At 68.3% G+C, this 18,378-nt stretch carries 11 protein-coding genes and 1 pseudogene; 6 read left to right on the top strand and 6 right to left on the bottom strand.

Features of this window, described 5'->3' with window-relative positions; genetic code table 11:
* Positions 1–60: 60 nt before the first annotated feature.
* Both EON91_RS06645 and EON91_RS06640 read right to left on the bottom strand, forming a co-directional pair.
* Positions 61–1,650 (bottom strand): AMP-binding protein, encoded by a 1,590-nt coding sequence (locus EON91_RS06645; RefSeq protein ID WP_292092718.1) that lies wholly within the window; start codon positions 1,648–1,650, stop codon positions 61–63.
* 88 nt (positions 1,651–1,738) lie between these two features.
* Entirely contained in the window at positions 1,739–3,910 is a 2,172-nt protein-coding gene (locus EON91_RS06640; RefSeq protein ID WP_292092716.1) for a TonB-dependent receptor, read from the bottom strand.
* Between the two features lie 172 nt (positions 3,911–4,082).
* Here EON91_RS06640 and EON91_RS06635 point away from each other — a divergent pair, with 172 nt between their 5' ends.
* Positions 4,083–4,973 carry an SDR family NAD(P)-dependent oxidoreductase gene (locus tag EON91_RS06635; protein ID WP_292092715.1) on the top strand — a complete coding sequence of 297 codons (891 nt, stop codon included), beginning with the start codon at positions 4,083–4,085 and terminating at the stop codon, positions 4,971–4,973.
* A 26-nt stretch (positions 4,974–4,999) separates the two neighbouring features.
* Here EON91_RS06635 and nagA read toward each other — a convergent pair whose 3' ends face one another.
* The 3 genes from nagA to EON91_RS06620 are packed head-to-tail and all read right to left on the bottom strand — an operon-like array spanning position 5,000 to position 7,907.
* Positions 5,000–6,136, bottom strand: coding sequence for an N-acetylglucosamine-6-phosphate deacetylase (nagA, locus tag EON91_RS06630; protein ID WP_292092712.1), 1,137 nt, complete (start codon positions 6,134–6,136; stop codon positions 5,000–5,002).
* The gene (locus EON91_RS06625; protein ID WP_292092711.1) at positions 6,136–7,167 is read right to left on the bottom strand and encodes an SIS domain-containing protein; all 1,032 of its coding nucleotides are present in this window, start codon (positions 7,165–7,167) and stop codon (positions 6,136–6,138) included. Before EON91_RS06625 ends, nagA begins: the two co-directional genes overlap by 1 nt.
* Entirely contained in the window at positions 7,167–7,907 is a 741-nt protein-coding gene (locus tag EON91_RS06620; protein ID WP_292092709.1) for a GntR family transcriptional regulator, read from the bottom strand. The genes EON91_RS06625 and EON91_RS06620 overlap by 1 nt, the downstream gene beginning before the upstream one ends.
* A gap of 254 nt (positions 7,908–8,161) precedes the next feature.
* Here EON91_RS06620 and EON91_RS06615 point away from each other — a divergent pair, with 254 nt between their 5' ends.
* The 5 genes from EON91_RS06615 (at position 8,162) to EON91_RS06595 (ending at position 17,806) form a co-directional block, all read left to right on the top strand.
* A complete protein-coding gene (locus EON91_RS06615) occupies positions 8,162–10,918 on the top strand; it encodes a TonB-dependent receptor (RefSeq protein ID WP_292092707.1) in 2,757 nt (918 codons plus the stop codon).
* Between the two features lie 128 nt (positions 10,919–11,046).
* Positions 11,047–13,155 carry a family 20 glycosylhydrolase gene (locus EON91_RS06610; RefSeq protein ID WP_292092704.1) on the top strand — a complete coding sequence of 703 codons (2,109 nt, stop codon included), beginning with the start codon at positions 11,047–11,049 and terminating at the stop codon, positions 13,153–13,155.
* Complete coding sequence (gene ptsP / locus EON91_RS06605; protein WP_292092701.1) at positions 13,152–15,674, top strand: phosphoenolpyruvate--protein phosphotransferase; 2,523 nt, start codon at positions 13,152–13,154, stop codon at positions 15,672–15,674. Before EON91_RS06610 ends, ptsP begins: the two co-directional genes overlap by 4 nt.
* On the top strand, positions 15,671–17,326 hold the full coding sequence (gene nagE / locus EON91_RS06600) for an N-acetylglucosamine-specific PTS transporter subunit IIBC (RefSeq protein ID WP_292092700.1): 1,656 nt from the start codon (positions 15,671–15,673) through the stop codon (positions 17,324–17,326). The genes ptsP and nagE overlap by 4 nt, the downstream gene beginning before the upstream one ends.
* A 60-nt stretch (positions 17,327–17,386) precedes the next feature.
* On the top strand, positions 17,387–17,806 hold the full coding sequence (locus tag EON91_RS06595) for a hypothetical protein (RefSeq protein ID WP_292092699.1): 420 nt from the start codon (positions 17,387–17,389) through the stop codon (positions 17,804–17,806).
* A 31-nt stretch (positions 17,807–17,837) separates the two neighbouring features.
* Here EON91_RS06595 and EON91_RS06590 read toward each other — a convergent pair.
* Positions 17,838–18,378: pseudogene (locus tag EON91_RS06590) on the bottom strand (peptidase M56); the annotation flags it as partial.

Here is an 18,378-nt window from a genome sequence, read left to right as displayed (position 1 = left end):
TCAGAACGGCCGGGCGCGACCGGGTAACGCGCCGACTCGATGACGGGAACAGCGGTCATCCTATGCGCCCCCGTAGGTCGCGCGAAGCTGCGTCTTGTTGATCTTTCCGGTGGCGGCCAGCGGCATCTGGTCGACCAGAACGATCCGGTCGGGAATCCACCAGTCCGCAACCCGATTCTTCAGTGTCGCCTTCAGTTCGGTGTCGTCGATCGGACTGCCCTGGGCGGGTTCGATGACCATCAGCGGGCGCTCGCCCCATTTCGGGTCCGACCGGCCGATCACCGCGACCAGGCTGACCGAGGGCAGGGCGCCGACGATCTCCTCGATCTCCACCGGATTGATCCATTCGCCGCCCGACTTGATCAGATCCTTGGATCGCCCCGCCAGCGTCAGATTGCCCGCCTCGTCGATGATCGCCAGATCGCCGGTGTCGAACCAGCCGTCGGCGTCCAGCGCCGATTGCTCCGCATCCAGATAGCGCTCGACCACGCTGTGGCCGCGCACCTTCAGATGGCCGACCGTATTACGCTGATCGGGCAGGGGGGCGCCCCCAGCGTCGGTCAGCAGCAGGTCCAGCCCCATGGGCGGACGTCCCGCGCCCCGGGCCGCGCCCGGTTGATCGGTGCGCGGCGAAATGGCGCCCAGCGGCGACAGTTCGGTCATGCCCCAGCTGGTCTGGACGGTGACGCCCAGCCGGCCCTCCATCCGCTGCAACAGGGCGTCGGGGCAGCTTGATCCGCCGATGATGACACGCTGAAGCGATGGAACGTCACCGCCCGTCTCGTCCAGATGATCCAGCAGGCCCAGCCACACCGTCGGCACGCCCACCGCCACGGTGGCGCCGTGCCGGTTAATCAGCTCGGCCAGGGCATGCCCACCCGTGACCCGGCCCGGCAGCACCAGTCCCGCGCCGACCGCCGGGGCGGCGAACGGCAGGCCCCAGGCGTTGGCGTGGAACATCGGCACGGCGACCAGCACCACATCGTCGGCGGTCAGCGCCATGGCGTCGGCCTGCAGCGACCGGATCGTGTGCAGATAGTTCGAGCGGTGGGTATAGGCCACGCCCTTGGGCGCGCCCGTCGTGCCGGAGGTGAAGCACAGACCCGCCAGCGCCGTTTCCTCGAACCGACCCCACGGAACAGCGCGTCCGCGCGTCGCCAGCAGGGTCTCCATATCGACGACGGCGCCGCCCGGCGCGTCCGCTGTTTCGCCGTCCAGCAGGATCAGGCGCTCAAGGCAGGGGCAGGCGGCCAGCAGGGCCTCGGCCATGTCGCGCAGGCCGCCGCCGATGGCCAGAACGCGATCATTCGCCTGGATAATCATGGCCGCCAGCTGTGCGACGGTCAGGCGGGGATTCAGGGTGTGGCAGACGATGCCGGCGCCCATGGCGGCGTACCAGACTTCGACATGGTTCTGGGTGTTCCAGGCCAGGGTGGCGATGCGGTCACCCGGCGCCAGACCCAGGTCCAGCAGCGCGCCCGACAGGCGGTTGGCGCGGTCGCGCAAATCTTCATAGCCGATCAGTCTGTCGGCGCCGTCGGCGCCTGCGGTCACGACCCGCGCCGCGCCGTGCCATTTCGCGCCGTGGTCCAGAAAGCGATCCACGGTGAGCGCATAGTCTTGCATGGGGCCGGGGGGCGAGCCGATCATCCTTGGCGGGGGTCCAGACTGTTACAGGAGCCGGCGGTCCGGCAGGGTGGCGAAGGCGGCGACCCGTTGGCCGCCGCCCCGCTCAGGCTCAGAAGGTCTTGGTCAGGTTCAACCCGTACTGACGCGGCGGACCGGCATAGCGCAGGCCCGAGTTGATCGCGGCGATATAGGTCTGGTCGGTCGCGTTCAGCGCATAGGCCGCCAACGTCCACGTCTCTGTCTTGTAGCTGAGCAGCAGGTTGACCAGGTTGCGGGCCTCCAGCTTGTCGCCCAGGGCCTCGTTGTTGAAGATCGAGGTCCAGGTCTCGCCGATGTGGGCATAGTCGATGCGCGGCGACAGGGTGGCGCCGTTGCCCAGGGTGAAGTCGTACTGCACCCCGATGTTGAAGGTCATCTCCGGCGCATAGCTCTGGGTGTTGCCCTTCAGATTGATGCAGTTGCCGCCGGCCGGGCCGGTTTCGGGGTTGCAGGGAATACGCGGCAGGCGCGGATCGCCGGCGAAGAACTCGCCCAGTTCGGACTGTGAGATCGAGCCGCCGACATCCACGGTCCAGGCGCCGAGGCGGGCCTGGGCCGAGCCTTCGATGCCCATCAGCGTGGTGTCGCCCGCGACGTTCACGATCGAGCTGAACAGCGGCACCGCCGGATCGCTGACCACGACCTGGAAGCCCTCATAGACCATGTAATAGGCGCCCAGCTGGGTGCGCACGCGGCCGCCGAACATCGTCGACTTCCAGCCCAGCTCATAGTCGATGACGTCTTCGGCCCCGAACGAGCTGGCCGGCACATAGAAGTTCGGCGCGTTCAGTCCGCCCATCTTGAAGCCCGTGGCGACGAAGCCATAGACGAAGTTGTTCTCGTCGACCTTGTAGTTCAGGCTCAGCTTGCCGGTCGTCTTCTCGGCGGTGACCTCGTCGTTCTGGACCAGTTGCAGGTTCAGGGCCGGATAGGTCGTATAGACGTCCTTGTTGGTCGAAGTGCTTTCCGACCAGCGCGCGCCCAGCTGCACCTGCAGCCGCTCGGAAATATCGTAGCTGATCTGACCGAAGACGGCCTTGGTCTTCTTGGGCGTCTCGCCAAAGATGTAATAGTCGAACACGCCCTCGGGGAAGCCGACGTGATAGGCCCCCTCGGGGAAGGTCGTGACCGGGAACACCACCTCGTCCTGCTGCCAGAAGGCGCCCAGCAGCCAGGTCAGGCGCTGGTTGTCCGGCGAGACGATGTTGAACTCCTGCGACCAGACCTCTTCCTCGACGCGGTCATAGAAGGTGTTGTTCAGCGCGCTGGTGCCGTCCAGATCGGTCGAGAACTCGCTGATCCCGTCCTGATAGCCGGTGATCGATCGCAGGGTGACGCCGTTGTCCAGCACATAGCTGACGTTCAGCGACACGCGCGCCGTTTCGTCCCGACCCGAGTGCGGGCCGTTGGCGGTGATCTCGAACGGGTCGTTCGTCGACAACGCCGGGTCGGCCGGATAGCCGCCGAAATCCAGATCGTTGTAGTCGCCCTTCAGCAGCACCCGCAGGGCCGGCGTCGGGGTCCACAGGAAGCTGGCGCGCAGGCTCTTCATATCCACGTCGCCGGGATTGCCGCTGTACGGGCCGGTGATGTCGTGGAAGCTGCTGCGCTGCTCGCTGTTGACGGCGAAGCGCGCGGCCAGGGTCTCGCTCAGCGGCAGGTTCACCGCCCCCTGAAGCTTCAGATTGTCGTAGTTGCCGACCTGACCCATCACATAGCCGTTCACGCCCGAGAAGTCGGGGTTGCGGGAGTTGATGAAGACCGCGCCGCCCGTGGCGTTGGTGCCGGCGAAGGTGCCCTGCGGACCGCGCAGCAGCTCGACCCCGCCGATGTCATAATAGGGCTCGGTCTGGAAATAGCCGGGGAAGACCGGAACGCCGTCGCGATAGGTGGTCACGCCCACGCCGATGGCGGTGGTGGGCTCGGACTTGCCGATGCCACGGACGTTGAAATAGTTGCCCTGACCAAAGTTCTGCACCGTTGTGGACGGGGCCACGAACTGCAGTTGCTCCAGCGAGAAGACGCCGCGGTCGGACAGGCTTTCGCCCGTCAGGACCGTCGCGGCGACGGCCGTCGTCTGCAGGTTGCTGGTCCGGCGCTCGGCCGTCACGACGACCTCTTCCAGGGTCGAGGCGGGCTCGTTGGCCTGGGTCGCCCGGTCGGCGGGCGCCTCCTGGGCCTGGGCGGCTCCGGCCCACAGCAGCACGGCGGCAGATGTCGTTATCCAGAGCTTGGCGCCCATGGTCATTCCTCCCTCGGTTCCCTCGGCGTTCTGACGACGCCATGACCCCACGCTTTCACCGATCGATGTCGCTGTCAACATTCACTAGCCGGCGAGTGAATGTTGACCTTCTGGCCAGTTTGTCGTCACTTCGCCGCCGCGAGCGCGGGCTCGCCAATACGGGGAAACGACGATGACGACGATCAATCTGACCGGACGAACGGCGATCGTGACCGGCGCTGGCGGCGGTCTGGGCCGCTCGCATGCGCTGGCGCTGGCGCGCCATGGCGCACGCGTCGTCGTCAACGACATGTCGCCGACGGGCGCAGAGGCCGTGGCCGGGGAAATCCGTCAGGCCGGAGGCGAAGCGGTCGCCAGCGTCTGCAGCGTCATCGATCGCGCCGCAGTGGAGGCGATGATCGCTGAGACGGTCGCGCGCTGGGGCTCGATCGATATCGTCGTCAACAACGCCGGCATCCTGCGGGACCGCACCTTCGCCAAGATGGATCTGGACGACTTCGCGGCCGTCATCGACGTGCACCTGATGGGGTCGGTCAATGTGACCAAGGCGGCCTGGCCCCACATGCGCGAGCAGGACTATGGCCGGATCGTCTTCACGACCTCGTCGTCCGGCCTGTACGGCAATTTCGGCCAGTCCAACTATTCCGCCGCCAAGATGGCCCTGGTCGGCCTGATGCAGACGCTGGCGCTGGAAGGCGAAAAATCAAACATCCGGGTCAACTGCCTGGCCCCCAGCGCCGCCACCCGGATGACCGAGGGCCTGTATTCCGAAGAGGCGCTGAAGGGCCTGTCGTCCGATCTGGTCAGCCCCGGCGTCGTCGCTCTGGTGGCCGAGGACGCGCCGACGCGGGTCGTCCTGCTGGCGGGTTCAGGCGCGTTCGAACAGGCCCATGTGACCATGACGCGCGGTGTCTATCTGGGCGCCGCCCCGGACGCGGCCGAGCAGATCCAGGCCAGTTGGGTTCAGATCACGGATCGCACGGGCGAGACTGTCCCGGCGTCCGGCGCGGCCCAGTACCAGCACGAGATCAATCACCCCGATCGCGCGCCCGAAGCGGCCTGACATCTGCGATTGACGGCGCGCCCGGATCAGGCCGACGGCGCGCCGCCGATCCAGCTGGCCGTTACCCCCAGCGCCTGGTCCAGCAGCACCAGATCGGCGGCCAGGCCCGGCGCGATGGCCCCGCGCTGATCCGCCATGTTCAGGAAGGCGGCCGGGCTGGATGAGGCCATGGCGACGGCCCGGGGCAGGTCGAGGTTCAGCAGATCGATCGCGTTGCGGACGGCCCCGATCATGTCCAGATCCGACCCGGCCAGGACCCCGACCTCGTCATGGCAGGCGCCGTCGCGCACCGTGATGCGGCGCCCTTGTAGGATGAAGTGGTCGCTGTCGGCGCCGACGCTGGGCATGGCGTCGGTGACCAGCATGAAGCGGTCCAGCGGGCGACAGCGCAGGGCCAGTTTCAGCGTGACCGGATCGACGTGGTGGCCGTCGACGATGATGCCGGCCCAGGCGTCCTGATTCTCCAGCGCGGCGCCGACGACGCCCGGCGCCCTGTTCTGAAGAGGCGACATGGCGTTGAACAGGTGGGTTACACCGCTGATCCCGGCGGCGAAGGCGGCGCGCATGGTGGCGTAGTCGGCGTCGGTGTGGCCGGCCGCGACACGGGCGCCAGCGGCGACCAGTTTTCCGATCATCTCGGGCGTCGTCTTTTCGGGCGCCAGGGTGATCAGGGTGCGGCCGCGCTTCAGCCGGGTCAGGCGCGCGATCTGGGCGTCTTCCAGCACGCGGAATTTGTCGGCGTTGTGAATGCCCTTGCGGCGGACGTTCAGGAACGGCCCTTCGATATGGATGCCCAGCACGCCGGGCACACCCGACCTGATGGCGGCCTCGACCGCATCGATGGCGCGATCGATAACCTCCAGATCGTCGCTGATCAGGGTCGGCAGGAAGCCGGTCGTACCGAAGCGTCGATGCGCGGCGCCGATGGCGGCGATGGCCTCTACGCTGGGAACGTCGTTGAACAGCACCCCGCCGCCGCCGTTGACCTGGGTGTCGATGAAGCCGGGGACCAGCGTGCCGCCGTCCAGATCGACGATCCGGCCTTCAGGCGTCGAACCGCGCGGCGGCAGGGCCGCGATCCTGCCGCCGTCGATGACCACGTCGATGTCGTCCCGCAGTCCGGCGGGCGTCAGGACGCGTCCGTTGGTCAGGGTCGTGGCCATCAGACGGTCTCGGTCACCTTGTTGAGATAGGGCGGATGGTCGGGATCGAACCCGCGCGCCACCGACAGCTGCGCCGCCAGGGCATAGAAGCTCTGGATCAGCAGGATCGGCTCCAGCGCCGGATGCCCCGCCGTCGACGGCAGGGACACGACCCGCGCATCCTCTGCCCGCCCCGACAGGAACACCTGCGCCCCGCGTGCGGCGAAGGCGGCGGCCAGATCCTGGGCGTCGTCGCGGGTGATGTCGGATTGCGCCAGCATCAGAACGGGGAAGCCGGACTTCACCAGCGCCATCGGGCCGTGCCGGACCTCGGCGGTGCTGAACGCCTCGGCGTGCAGGCCGCAGGTCTCCTTCAGCTTCAACGCCGCCTCGCGGGCGATGCCGAAACCGGGCCCGCGCCCGACGACATAAAGGTTGGTCGCCGCCTGCAGCACGGGCAGGGCGGCGGTCCAGTCCTGACGCCAAGCGGCCTCAAGCTGATCGGGCAGGGCGGTCAGGCCGGCGCGCAGGGCGTCGTCCTGGGTCCATTCGGCGACCAGATGGGCGACGGCGGTCAGGCTGGCGATAAAGCTCTTGGTCGCCGCGACCGACAGTTCGGGGCCCGCGCGCAGGGGGATGGTCAGATCGGCTACGTCCGACAGGGGTGAACCCTCGACATTGACCATCGCGATGACATAGGCGCCGCCCGCCTTTGCGGCCGAAGCGGCGGCGACCAGATCGGGACTCTTGCCCGACTGGGATATGGCGAAACAGACCCCGCCCGGAATGCGCGGCGTGCGGCCATAGACCGAGCTGACGGCCAGCGGCGCTGGGCTGGTCAGGACGCCCGTCTCCGATTCGATCAGATAGCGGGCGAAAACACCCGCATTGTCCGAACTGCCCCGGCCGCAGATCAAGGCGGCGGTCGGCGTGTGGGCTCGAAGATAGTCGGCGGCCCGGGCGACGACCTCGGCGTTGTCGCGCAGCTGGGCGGCGACCACGGCGGGCGCCTGGGCCGCCTCGGCGAACATCTTCGTCTCTTCGGCGCGCATCAGGCGGGACCGTCGTTCAGTTCGGCGACGAAGTCATAGGCGTCGCCGCGATAATAGGACTGGGTGACCTCGACCGCCTGTCCGGCATGGAAGGCGCGGCGTTCGATCAGCAGGCCGGCCGCCCCGGCCGTGGTGCCCAGCAGTTCGGCCTGTTCGGCGTTGAACAACACGGCGCGCAGGCGTTGCAGCGCGCGATTGGGGCGATAGCCGGTGTCGGCCAGGGCGCGATACAGCGAGGCGCCGACCGCATCCAGACCGGGCAGGCAGGCGGCTGGAATGGTCGAATACTCCAGCGCCATCGGCAGCCCGTCGGCATAGCGAATCCGGCTGAAACGATAGACGGGGGTGCCGGGGCTGAGGCCTAAGGTCAGCGATTCCTCGGGCGTCACGGCGCCTTCGCTGCGGTTCAGCCATGAACTGGTCGCCTTGCGTCCGCGCGCGGCCATGTCTTCGGAAAAGGACGTCAGTTTGGAGAAGCTCTTCTCCACCCGCGCGGCGACGAAGGTGCCGGCGCCCTGACGGCGCGTCAGCAGGCCCTCGGCCACCAGACCGTCGAACGCCTTGCGCACCGTGATGCGCGACACCGCCAGGTCGGAAGCCAGGTCGCGTTCAGGCGGCAGGGCCTCGTCGGGCTTCAGGGCATGACGCTCGATCGCCTCGCGCACGGCATGCTGCAGCTGTTGATACAGCGGCGCCGGACGCTGGGCGTCCAGCGGGCCTATGGCTTCCAGAAACGACATCCCGCCCCGTCCAAATCAACCAACCCGTTAATCACCCCATCTGATCGCAAGTCATGCGACCAATCAAGGACCAATATGATAAAAGAATAGGCCCAATTGACGTTTTGGTCTTGCGTGACGTGATTGTTTGATGAAAGTCTCGTGTCAACGGCAGCGAAATGAAGCCTTCGTCGTCGAGAGATGGACCGTATTGGTCTTAAATTGGGCTTTTCTGGATCTGCGGGGGCAGGTCCAATAAGGGGAGAACGGGCGTCATGAGTCTTCGTCATGTCTTGCTTGCCGGAACCGTCAGCGCCCTGGCGCTGGCCGCCGGCGCCGCCGCCGCCCAGGACACGGGGCAAACCACCACCACCGTCGATGAAGTGATCGTCACCGGCATTCGCGCGTCGCTGCAGCAATCGCTGGAGACCAAGCGCAACGCCGACGCCATCATCGACGTCGTCACGGCCGAGGATGTGGGCAAATTCCCCAGCTCCAACGTGGCCGAAGCCATCACCATCATTCCGGGCGTCACCATCGACCGGGCCTTCGGCCAGGGTGAGAAGGTCTCGATCCTGGGCACCGATCCGGCGCTGAACCGCACCCTGCTGAACGGCCAGACGGTCGCCTCGGCCGACTGGTTCATTCTCGATCAGCCGGGCCGGACCTTCAACTACGCCTTGCTGGCGCCGCAGATCGTCGGCCGGGTCGAGGTGTTCAAATCGCCCGAGGCCCGCATCGACGAGGGCAGCATCGGCGGCACCGTCGATATCCTGACCCGCCGTCCGCTGGATCTGACCGGCGGCCTGACCCTGTCGGGCGCGGCGACCTATCTTTACAATGATCGCTCGGAAGAGGCCGATCCCCAGTTTTCGGCCCTGGCCGGCTGGCGTAACGCGGATCGCACCTTCGGCGCCCTGGTTTCAGTCCAGCATGCCAAGGACGGCCTGCGCCGCGACGGCCTGGAAGCGTATGGCACCATCCCGGCCAGCTATTACGCCGGCGGCAATCCGGAAAATCCGGGCGGCAACTCCATCCTGAACGGCAACTGCACCGGCGCCTGCGCCGCGACCTTGCTGGCCAATCCGAATGCGCGCGGGCTGAACTCGTTCGGCACCCACTTCTTCGAGCAGGACCGCGAGCGCGACACCTATACCGTCGCCCTGCAGTGGCGCCCGGTCGCGCAACTGGACCTGAATTTCGACTGGCTGCACGTCGAGGCGACCTACAACAACACCAACCAGTCGCTGTTCGCCTTCCAGGGCAACACCTGGAACAGCCTGGGCGCACTGACCGACATCGAGATCGAGGACGGCGTTATCAAATACGCCGCCTTCAACAATGCGCTGAGCGTGCTGGATGTCCAGTATCGCGAAGCCGCCCTGACGACCGATTCCTATCACCTGGACGGCAAGTGGCAGGGCGAAGGGTGGGATCTGTCGGGCGACATCGGCTACAGCAAGGCCGATGGCGGCACCCAGCGTCAGCTGTTCGGCGAGTTCCTGAACTGGGCCGACTATGAGGTCGATTTCCGCGGCGCGCCCGGCTCGCCCGGTGTCCTGACCTATACCGATCCGGCCAATAACGACGTCCTGTCCAACCCCGCGAAATTCTCGTTCGACGGCGGCTGGGGCGGCGGCGATCCCTCGACGGGACCGACCGGCTATAACGCGGGCTGGGGCGGCAACATCGTCTCCAAGCCGACCACGGACAAGGAAACCTACGGTCAGGTCGATTTCGGTCTGGATCGCGACGGCTTCTTCGACCGGCTGCAGTTCGGCTACAAATACCGCAAGCACGAAACCGACCAGCGCATGTCGGGCGTCACCGTTTCGATCTACGGTGATCCGGACAGCGCCGCCATGTTCAATCCCAGCCAGGTGCCCGGCAACTATCTGGACGGCTTCGACGGCGTAAACGGCCAGATGACCGGCCGCTTCCGCATCGATGGAAACGCCCTGGCGAACTATATCGAAAGCGGCGGTTACCTGCGTCCGTGGCAGGCCGCGCCGACGCCGACCGTGTTCGGCAACGCCGAGTTCACGGCCCAAAACTGGAACGTCCAGGAGACGATCAACGCCTTCTACGGTCAGGCGAATTTCGAGAACGATCGTATCCGCGGCAACGTCGGCCTGCGCTACGTCCGGACCGAGTCGGACAGCGGCGGCTACGTCTGCGTCAACCAGACGGCCAGCGGATGCGGCACGACCGAGGCCGACTGGGCCTGGGACGTGACGAGCAAGGAGTATGACGACTTCCTGCCCAGCGTGAACATCGCCCTGAACATGTCGGACGACGTCATCGTCCGTCTGGCCGCGGCGCGGGTCATCGCCCGTCCGAACTACGCCGACATGTCCAACTACTTCTGGCTGTCGGACCAGATCCTGAACGGCGGCGGCGGCAACCCCGATCTCGACCCCTATGTGTCGACCAACTTCAACGCTGCGGCCGAGTGGTATTTCGGTGAAAACGCCATCCTGTCGGGTGAGGTCTTCGTCAAGGACATCTCGAACTACATCCTGCAAAAGACCGCGCCCGAGCAGCATTTCAATCAGGCCCAGAACGCCGTCACCACCTATCAGATCAGCCGGCCGACCAACGCCGGTTCGGCCCTTCTGAAGGGGCTGTCGGTCGCCTATCAGCAGACCTATGCCTACGGGTTCGGCCTGCTGGCCAACTACACCCTGGTCGACGGCGAGGCGGACAACGGTCAGGACCTGCCGTTCAATTCCAAGCACCAGGTCAACCTCAGCCCTTTCTATGAGAACGGCCCGTTCTCGGCCCGCATGACCTACACCTGGCGGTCCGAGTATTTCACCGGCCTGGATCGCGGCGACGCCATGTATGTGCGCGAAGTGGACACCCTGGACGCCACGGCGGGCTACGCCTTCAACGACCGGGTCAGCCTGACCGTGTCGGGCCAGAACCTGCTGGACAGCGAATACTATTCGTACGCCAACACCGTGGCCCTGCCGCGCGGCGTCTATCGTACGGGTCGCAAGCTGATGGCGACCCTGGCGGTCGAGTTCTAGCACCGGTTCTGCGAGGACGGTCGTCGGCCGTCCTCGCGCAAGGCCTATCGCCAAGGCCTCCTCCTGAGGCCAGACTGGCGCGGGGCGTCTGACGTCCCGCGCGCCTTTTTTCCAGATGCGAGACTGCGATGACCCTGATCGCGCGATCGGCGACGGCGTTCGCCCTGATCTTCACTCTGGCGGGGGCGTCGTCCGCCCTGGCGCAGGCTGACGCGGGCCCGGTCATCCCCCGACCCCAGTCCGTGACGGCGGCCGCCGGCGATTTCCGGATCACCACAGGGACCACGATCCTGATCCCGCGCGGCGACGCCGAGGCGGCGCGGGCGGCCTCGCATTTCGCCGACCTGATGCGGCGCACACGTGGTCTTGAGCTGACGGTTCGTGAGGGCGGTCAGGGTTCCGGCGCGATCGTCTTCCGCCGTGCGTCCGACATGGCGGCCGACGCCTACGATCTGACGGTCTCGCCGCGTGGCGCGGTGGTGACGGCGGCCGATTTCGGCGGCTTCCTGTATGGCGGGATCAGCCTGTGGCAGCTGGCCACGGCGACCGAAGGGCAGGGGCCCGCCTCGATCCGCAGCGTCGCCATTCAGGACGCGCCCCGGTTCGGCTGGCGCGGCCTGATGCTGGACTCGGCCCGCCACTATCAGTCGCCCGAGTTCATCAAGGGCTTCATCGACTGGATGGCCCTGCACAAGCTGAACGTCTTCCACTGGCATCTGACCGATGACCAGGCCTGGCGGTTGGAGATCAAGCGCCATCCGCGCCTGACCGAGGTCGGGGCCTGGCGCGTGCCCGCGGGCGCGGCGGCCCAGGGGGACATCGACCCCGCCACCGGTCGCCCGCGCCTGTATGGCGGCTTCTATTCCCAGGACACGGTGCGCGACATCGTCGCCTATGCGGCCGCGCGCAACATCGTCGTGGTGCCCGAGGTGGACGTGCCCGGCCACGCCAGCGCGGCTATCGCCGCCTATCCCGAACTGGGCGTGACCGATGCGCCGGGCGCCGTCGTTCCGGCCGTGCCCGCCGACTGGGGCGTCTATCCGACCCTGTTCAATGTCGAGGACAGCACCCTGACCTTCTTCGAACAGGTGTTCGACGAGGTGATGGATCTTTTCCCCGGCGAATACATCCACATCGGCGGCGACGAGGCGGTCAAGGATCAGTGGAAGGCCTCGCCCCGCACCCAGGAACGCATGCGCGAACTGGGTCTGGCCGACGAGCATGAGCTGCAGAGCTGGTTCATCGAACGGCTTGAGAAACACCTGAACGCCAACGGCCGTCGCCTGATCGGCTGGGACGAGATTCTGGAGGGGGGCCTGGCGCCCAACGCCACGGTCATGTCGTGGCGCGGCGTGGACGGCGCCATCGAGGCGGCGCGGCTGGGCCACGACGCGGTGATGACACCGGGGCCGACCCTGTATTTCGACTATCGCCAGAGCCCGACCGACGGCGCGCCGGGGCGCGGCGTGGTCTCGTCGCTTGAGGATGTTTACCGGTTCGATCCGACGCCGGACGCCCTGACGCCGGATCAGACCAAGCGGGTGATCGGCGTCCAGGCCAATATCTTCACCGAACATATGCGCACCGAGGACCGGGTCGAGTATCAGGCCTTCCCGCGCGTCTCCGCCCTGGCCGAGGTGGCCTGGACGGGCCACGACCGGATGGACTGGACCGACTTCCAGACCCGGCTGCAGCCGCAACTGGCGCGCTATCGCACCCTGGGCATCGACTATGCGACCAGCGGACTGGAACCCGCGCCCGCCATGCCTGCCGACGGCCAGCGCCGTTTCGACCATCAGATGAAGATGTGCAGCGAGGGTCTGGTCCTGTCGCTGATCGACGACGCACCGATCCAGGGCGAACGGCCCGCCTTCATGATGGACATCATGAACCCCTGCTGGATCTATCAGTCAGCCGACCTGACGGGCGGTCAACGCATCGAAATCGCGGTCGGCCAGGTGCCCTTCAACTTCCAGATCGGCGCCGACCGCAACAACATCCGCCTGCTGACGCCGCACACGCCCGAGGGCGAGCTTCAGGTGCGGATCGACGGGTGCGAGGGCGAGCCGGTGCTGTCGCTGCCGCTGGCGGTCGCCGCCGCCGATCATGGCGTGACGGTGCTGAGCGGCGACCTGCCCGCGCGGGCCGGAACGCATGACCTGTGCCTGCGCTTCGCCCAGCCCGGCCTCGACCCGATGTGGGGCGTCGACTGGGTGCGCGTCGGAGGCGACCGGTGAGCGAGCGTATCGTTCTGGCGCCCATGGCCGGCTGGCTGACGCCGCTGGCCCAGGTTCCGGATCAGGCCTTCGCCGGCGCCATGGTCGGCGAGGGCGTGGCCATCGACCCGACCGACACCGTGGTGCGCGCGCCCTTCGACGGCGTGATCGCGGGGCTGCCCGCCAGCCGCCACGCGGTGACCATCCGGTCCGACGACGGCGTCGAGGTGCTGATCCATGTGGGGCTTGAGACGGTCGCCCTGAACGGCCGGGGCTTCACCGCCCATGTGGCCGAGGGCGCGCGCGTGGCGGCGGGCGACCCGCTGCTGACGCTGGATCTCGACCTCATCGCCGACGGCGCCGCAAGCCTGATGACGCCGGTCGTCATCGTCGGCGGCGGCGCGGCCGTCCGCCCCCTGTCGCCGGGCCGCACGGTCGCGGCAGGCGAGGCGATCCTGAGCGTCGCGGTCGCCGCCGCTGCTATAACGCAGGCCTCTTCGCAGACCCTGACCCGGCTGGTCCGCGCGCCCTTGCCGCATGGCCTGCACGCTCGGCCGGCGGCCCGCATCGCCGCCTGCGCCAAGGGGTTCGACGCGCGCGTGTCCCTGTATCTGGGCACGCGTCAGGCGGACGCGACCAGCCTGGTCGGCATGATGGGGCTGGGCGTCGGCGACGGCGACGAGCTGCGCCTGGTCGCGGCAGGCCCGCAGGCCGTTCAGGCGCTGGACGCGTTGGAGGCGCTGATCACGGGCGGTCTGGAAGAGGCCCACGCCGCCGCCACGCCCGACGCCCTCGCGCCGACGCCGAACCCGGCCCCCGAACCGGGCGAGGACGGCGAACTGATCCTGTCGGGCGTCACCGCCTCGCCCGGTTTGGTCATGGGGCAGGCCGTGCGGCTGCGTCAGGCCGAGATCGCCGTGCCGCGCGACGGTAACGGTGCGGCGGCCGAGACGGCGTCCCTGCACGCGGCGCTTGAGATGGTGCGCGCCGCCCTTGCTCGCGCCGGCTCCAGCGGACCGGCCCAGAGCCGCGCCGTCATGGCCGCGCATCTGGCCTTCCTCGACGACCCGGCGCTGATCGCCGCCGCCGAACAGGCGATCGCCGAAGGGCGCGGTGCGGGCTTCGCCTGGCGCCAGGCCACGCGCGCCGCCGCCGACCTGTTCCGCACCATGGGCGACCCGCGCATGGCCGAACGCGCCGACGACCTGCTGGATCTGGAACGTCAGGTGCTGGTCGAATTGACCGGCGACGCGCCGACCGCGCCGCCTGCTCTGGGACCGGGCTCGGTCATCGTCGCCGACGATCTTCTGCCCTCGCAACTGATGGCGCTGGAGGCGGCCAAGGTCGCGGGTCTGTGCACGGCGCGGGGCGGACCGACCTCGCACGTCGCCATCCTGGCCGCCGCCATGGGCGTGCCGGCGCTGGTCGCCGTGGGGCAGGGGCTGGATCGGGTTCAGGACGGGGCGCTGGTGGTGCTGGACGCCGATGGCCGCCGTCTGGTCGCCCATCCGTCCGCCGCCCGCCAGGCCGCGGCCCAGAGCGCCGCCGCCGCCCTGTCGCGCCGCCGCGCCGACGCCCGGGCCCAGGCCATGGACGTCTGTCACACCGCCGACGGCGTGCGGATCGAGGTCTTCGCCAACCTGGGCAACGCCGCCGAGGCCGCGCCGGCGGTTCAGGGCGGGGCCGAAGGCTGCGGTCTGTTACGCACCGAATTCCTGTTCCTGGAGCGCGAAACCGCGCCGACCGAGGACGAGCAACTGGTTCAGTATCAGGCCATCGCCGACGCCCTGGACGGCCGCCCGCTGATCATCCGCACCCTGGACGCCGGCGGCGACAAGCCCTTGCCCTATCTGCCGATGCCGCATGAGGACAATCCGGCGCTGGGCCTGCGCGGGGTGCGCTCGGGCCTGCATCGGCCCGACATCCTGCTGACCCAGCTGCGCGCCATCTGCCGCGTACGGTCCAGGGGGACGGTCGCGGTCATGCTGCCGATGATCGCAGCGGTCGCCGAGGTGCGTCAGGTCCGCGCCCTGCTGGACGCCGCCGCCGCCGAGACCGGCCGTCCCGCGCCCCTGCTGGGCGTGATGATCGAGACGCCCGCCGCCGCCATGACGGTGGACCGTCTGGCGCCCGCCATCGACTTCATCTCCATCGGCACCAACGACCTGACCCAATACGCCCTGGCCATGGATCGCCAGAACCCGGCGCTGGCGGCCCAGTTGGACAGCCTGCATCCCGCCGTCCTGCGCCTGATCGCCCAGGCGGCCGAGGGCGCGGCGCCGCTGAAATGGATCGGCGTGTGCGGCGGGCTGGCCGCCGACCCGCTGGCCGCGCCGATCCTGATCGGACTGGGCGTGCGCGAACTGTCGGCCACGCCGTCGATGGTGGCCGAGATAAAGGCCGTGGTCCGTAGCCTGACCCTGGCCGATTGCAGCCGTCTGGCCGCCGAGGCTCTGGGTCAGGACGGGCCCGAGGCGGTGCGCGCCCTGACCGCCGAACGCCTGGCCGCCCTTAAATCCCGCGTGGGAGCGATCGCATGAAGATCGGATTGTCCAGCCTGCAGCCGCTGGGCCGCGCCCTGATGCTGCCCATCGCGGTCCTGCCGGTCGCCGGCCTGCTGCTGCGGCTGGGCCAGCCGGACCTGCTGGACATCGCCTTCGTGTCCGCCGCCGGTCAGGCGGTGTTCGCCAACCTGGGCCTGCTGTTCGCGGTCGGCGTAGCGGTCGGCCTGGCGCGCGACAACAACGGCGCGGCCGGTCTGGCGGGCGTGGTCGGCTATCTGATCACGCTTGAGGCGTCCAAGGTGCTGCTGACTGTCCCGCCAGAGGCGCTGGTCGGCCTGACCGGCGACGCCGCCGACGCGGCGGCCAAGGCGTTCAAGGATCAGGCGATGACGCGGCTGGGGGTGCCCATCGGCATCGTCTCCGGCCTGATTGCGGGGGATTTCTACAACCGCTTCTCGACCCTGAAGCTGCCGGAATATCTGGCCTTCTTCGGCGGGCGGCGGTTCGTGCCGATCGCCTCGGGTCTGGCGGCGCTGGCGCTGGCGGCGGCAGTCGGCCTGTCGTTCACCGCCATCGACCATTTCATCGACGTGTTCAGCCGCGGGGTCGTCGGTTCGGGCGAAATCGGCCTGTTCATCTATGGCCTGCTGAACCGCCTGCTGATCATCACCGGCCTGCATCACATCCTGAACAACGTGGCCTGGTTCATCGTCGGCGATTTCAACGGTGCGACCGGCGACCTGAACCGGTTCTTCGCGGGCGATCCCGACGCGGGCGCCTTCATGAGCGGCTTCTTCCCGGTCATGATGTTCGGCCTGCCCGCCGCCTGTCTGGCCATGTACCACGCCGCCCGGCCCGAGCGGCGCAAGGCGGTCGGCGGCATGCTGGCCTCGCTGGCCCTGACCGCATTCCTGACGGGGGTGACCGAGCCGATCGAGTTCACCTTCATGTTCCTGGCGCCGGTGCTTTACGCCATCCATGCCGTGTTGACCGGCGTGGCCATGGTGGTGATGGACCTGCTGGGGGTGCATCTGGGCTTCACCTTCTCGGCGGGCCTGTTCGACTATGTGCTGAACTTCGGCAAGTCGACGCGGCCATGGCTGCTGCTGCCGGTCGGCCTGGTCTATTTCGGTCTCTACTACGGCCTGTTCCGCCTGTTCATCCGCGTGCTGGACCTGAAGACGCCGGGCCGCGAGGATGATCCGGTCGAGACTGTGACCCTCGCCACAGGCCCCGCCTCGACCCGGGGCGAGGCGTTCGTTCACGCGCTGGGCGGGGCGGCCAATCTGAAGGCTGTCGCCGCCTGCACCACCCGCTTGCGCCTGACGATCGGCGACCGCGCGGCCGTGAACGAGCCCGCGCTCAAGGCGCTGGGTGCGCGGGGCATGATCGCGCCCGGTCCCGACTCGCTACAGGTCGTTCTGGGGCCCATCGCCGATGCCGTGGCGCAGGAGATTCGCGACGCCCTGTCGGCTGCGCCGATCGCCGCGACGCCAGCCGCGCCAGACCTGTCGCAGGCCGCACTTGCAGCCCTGGGCGGCCACGGAAATATCGAGACCGTCGTCCATCGCGCGCGACGGCTGTGCGTCACGCTGAAGTCTGATCTGGTGGACGAGGCGGCGCTGGCGGCGGCCACCCGGGGCTTTGTCCGGACAAGCGAGCGTCGGCTGCAGATACTCGCCGACTGACCGCGCGATTGTCAGGGCGCGCGGTAACTGACACACCGCGTTTCTGACATGGAGCGGCGCATGATCCCCGATGACTCTGATCACGATCACGACCCGGACGGCGGCGGGTTCGATGTCGATGACTGGGCGCGGCTGACGCCCTTTATCGGCGCCGTGGCGACGCTGGACGATGTGCAGGCCGGGCGGGCGGTGTTCGCTCTGGGCGATACGGACGATCCGCGAACCATCGACATGGATCTGCCACAGCCGCTGATCTGGTGGGAGGATGACGGCGAGCAGGCCGCCATCGCCGTTCAGGCTGAATCCCACGTCAGTTCGGACGGCGAAACCATGGAGGTGCTTGGCCTGATCCTGCCTGATGGCGGGTCGGCGGTGGCGCTGCTGGATGATGTCGATCTGGTCGACGATACCGATCCGACCTGGCGCGCCCTGGTCGAGGCGGCGGTTGATCCGTCAGACGCGCACGACGACCGCCCCTGACGGGCGGCCGTCTGAAATCCGTGCAGTTTGATCAGGCGGCCTTGCGGACCATGCTGTCGGCGGCGCGATCCATCTCATCCGCCTTGCCCGGCAGGGTCCGGCTCAGCTCGATCAGCGCCTCGTCCGTGACGACGTGGCCGCGCGCGCGGTTCTTCTCGATCTGTTCGGCGCGGTAGGCCGGATCGCGCAGGCGCACGGCTTCCTGGCGCAACTGACGTGCGCCGCGACGCATGTCCTCCGCGCCGCGGGTCATGTCGATGCGGGCACGGGCCATGGCGCGTTCGCTTTCGACGCGGGCGCGTTCACCCGCGCGCTGAGCCTCCTCGGCCGCCTTGCGGATGGCGTCGGTGTCGATGCGCGCGTGGGCGCGGGCCAGTGCGACATGCTCGTCCCGCAGGGCGGCCGCGGCGGCGCGGTGCGCCTCTCGTCCGGCGGCCTCTGCGCTTCGCTGGGCCAGCGCGGCCTGGCGTTCAGCCCTGCGGGCTTCGCGCTCGGCGGCGTTTGCTTGGCGCATGGCCTGGTCTGCCTGCCGCTGTGCGGCGGCCGCCGCACAGCGGCAGGCAGACCAGGCC

The organism is Brevundimonas sp. (assembly GCF_004210735.1).
Taxonomy (GTDB): Bacteria; Pseudomonadota; Alphaproteobacteria; order Caulobacterales; family Caulobacteraceae; genus Brevundimonas.
The sequence above is the reverse complement of the archived record's forward strand: the minus strand, read 5'-3'. Positions and strand labels throughout refer to the sequence as shown.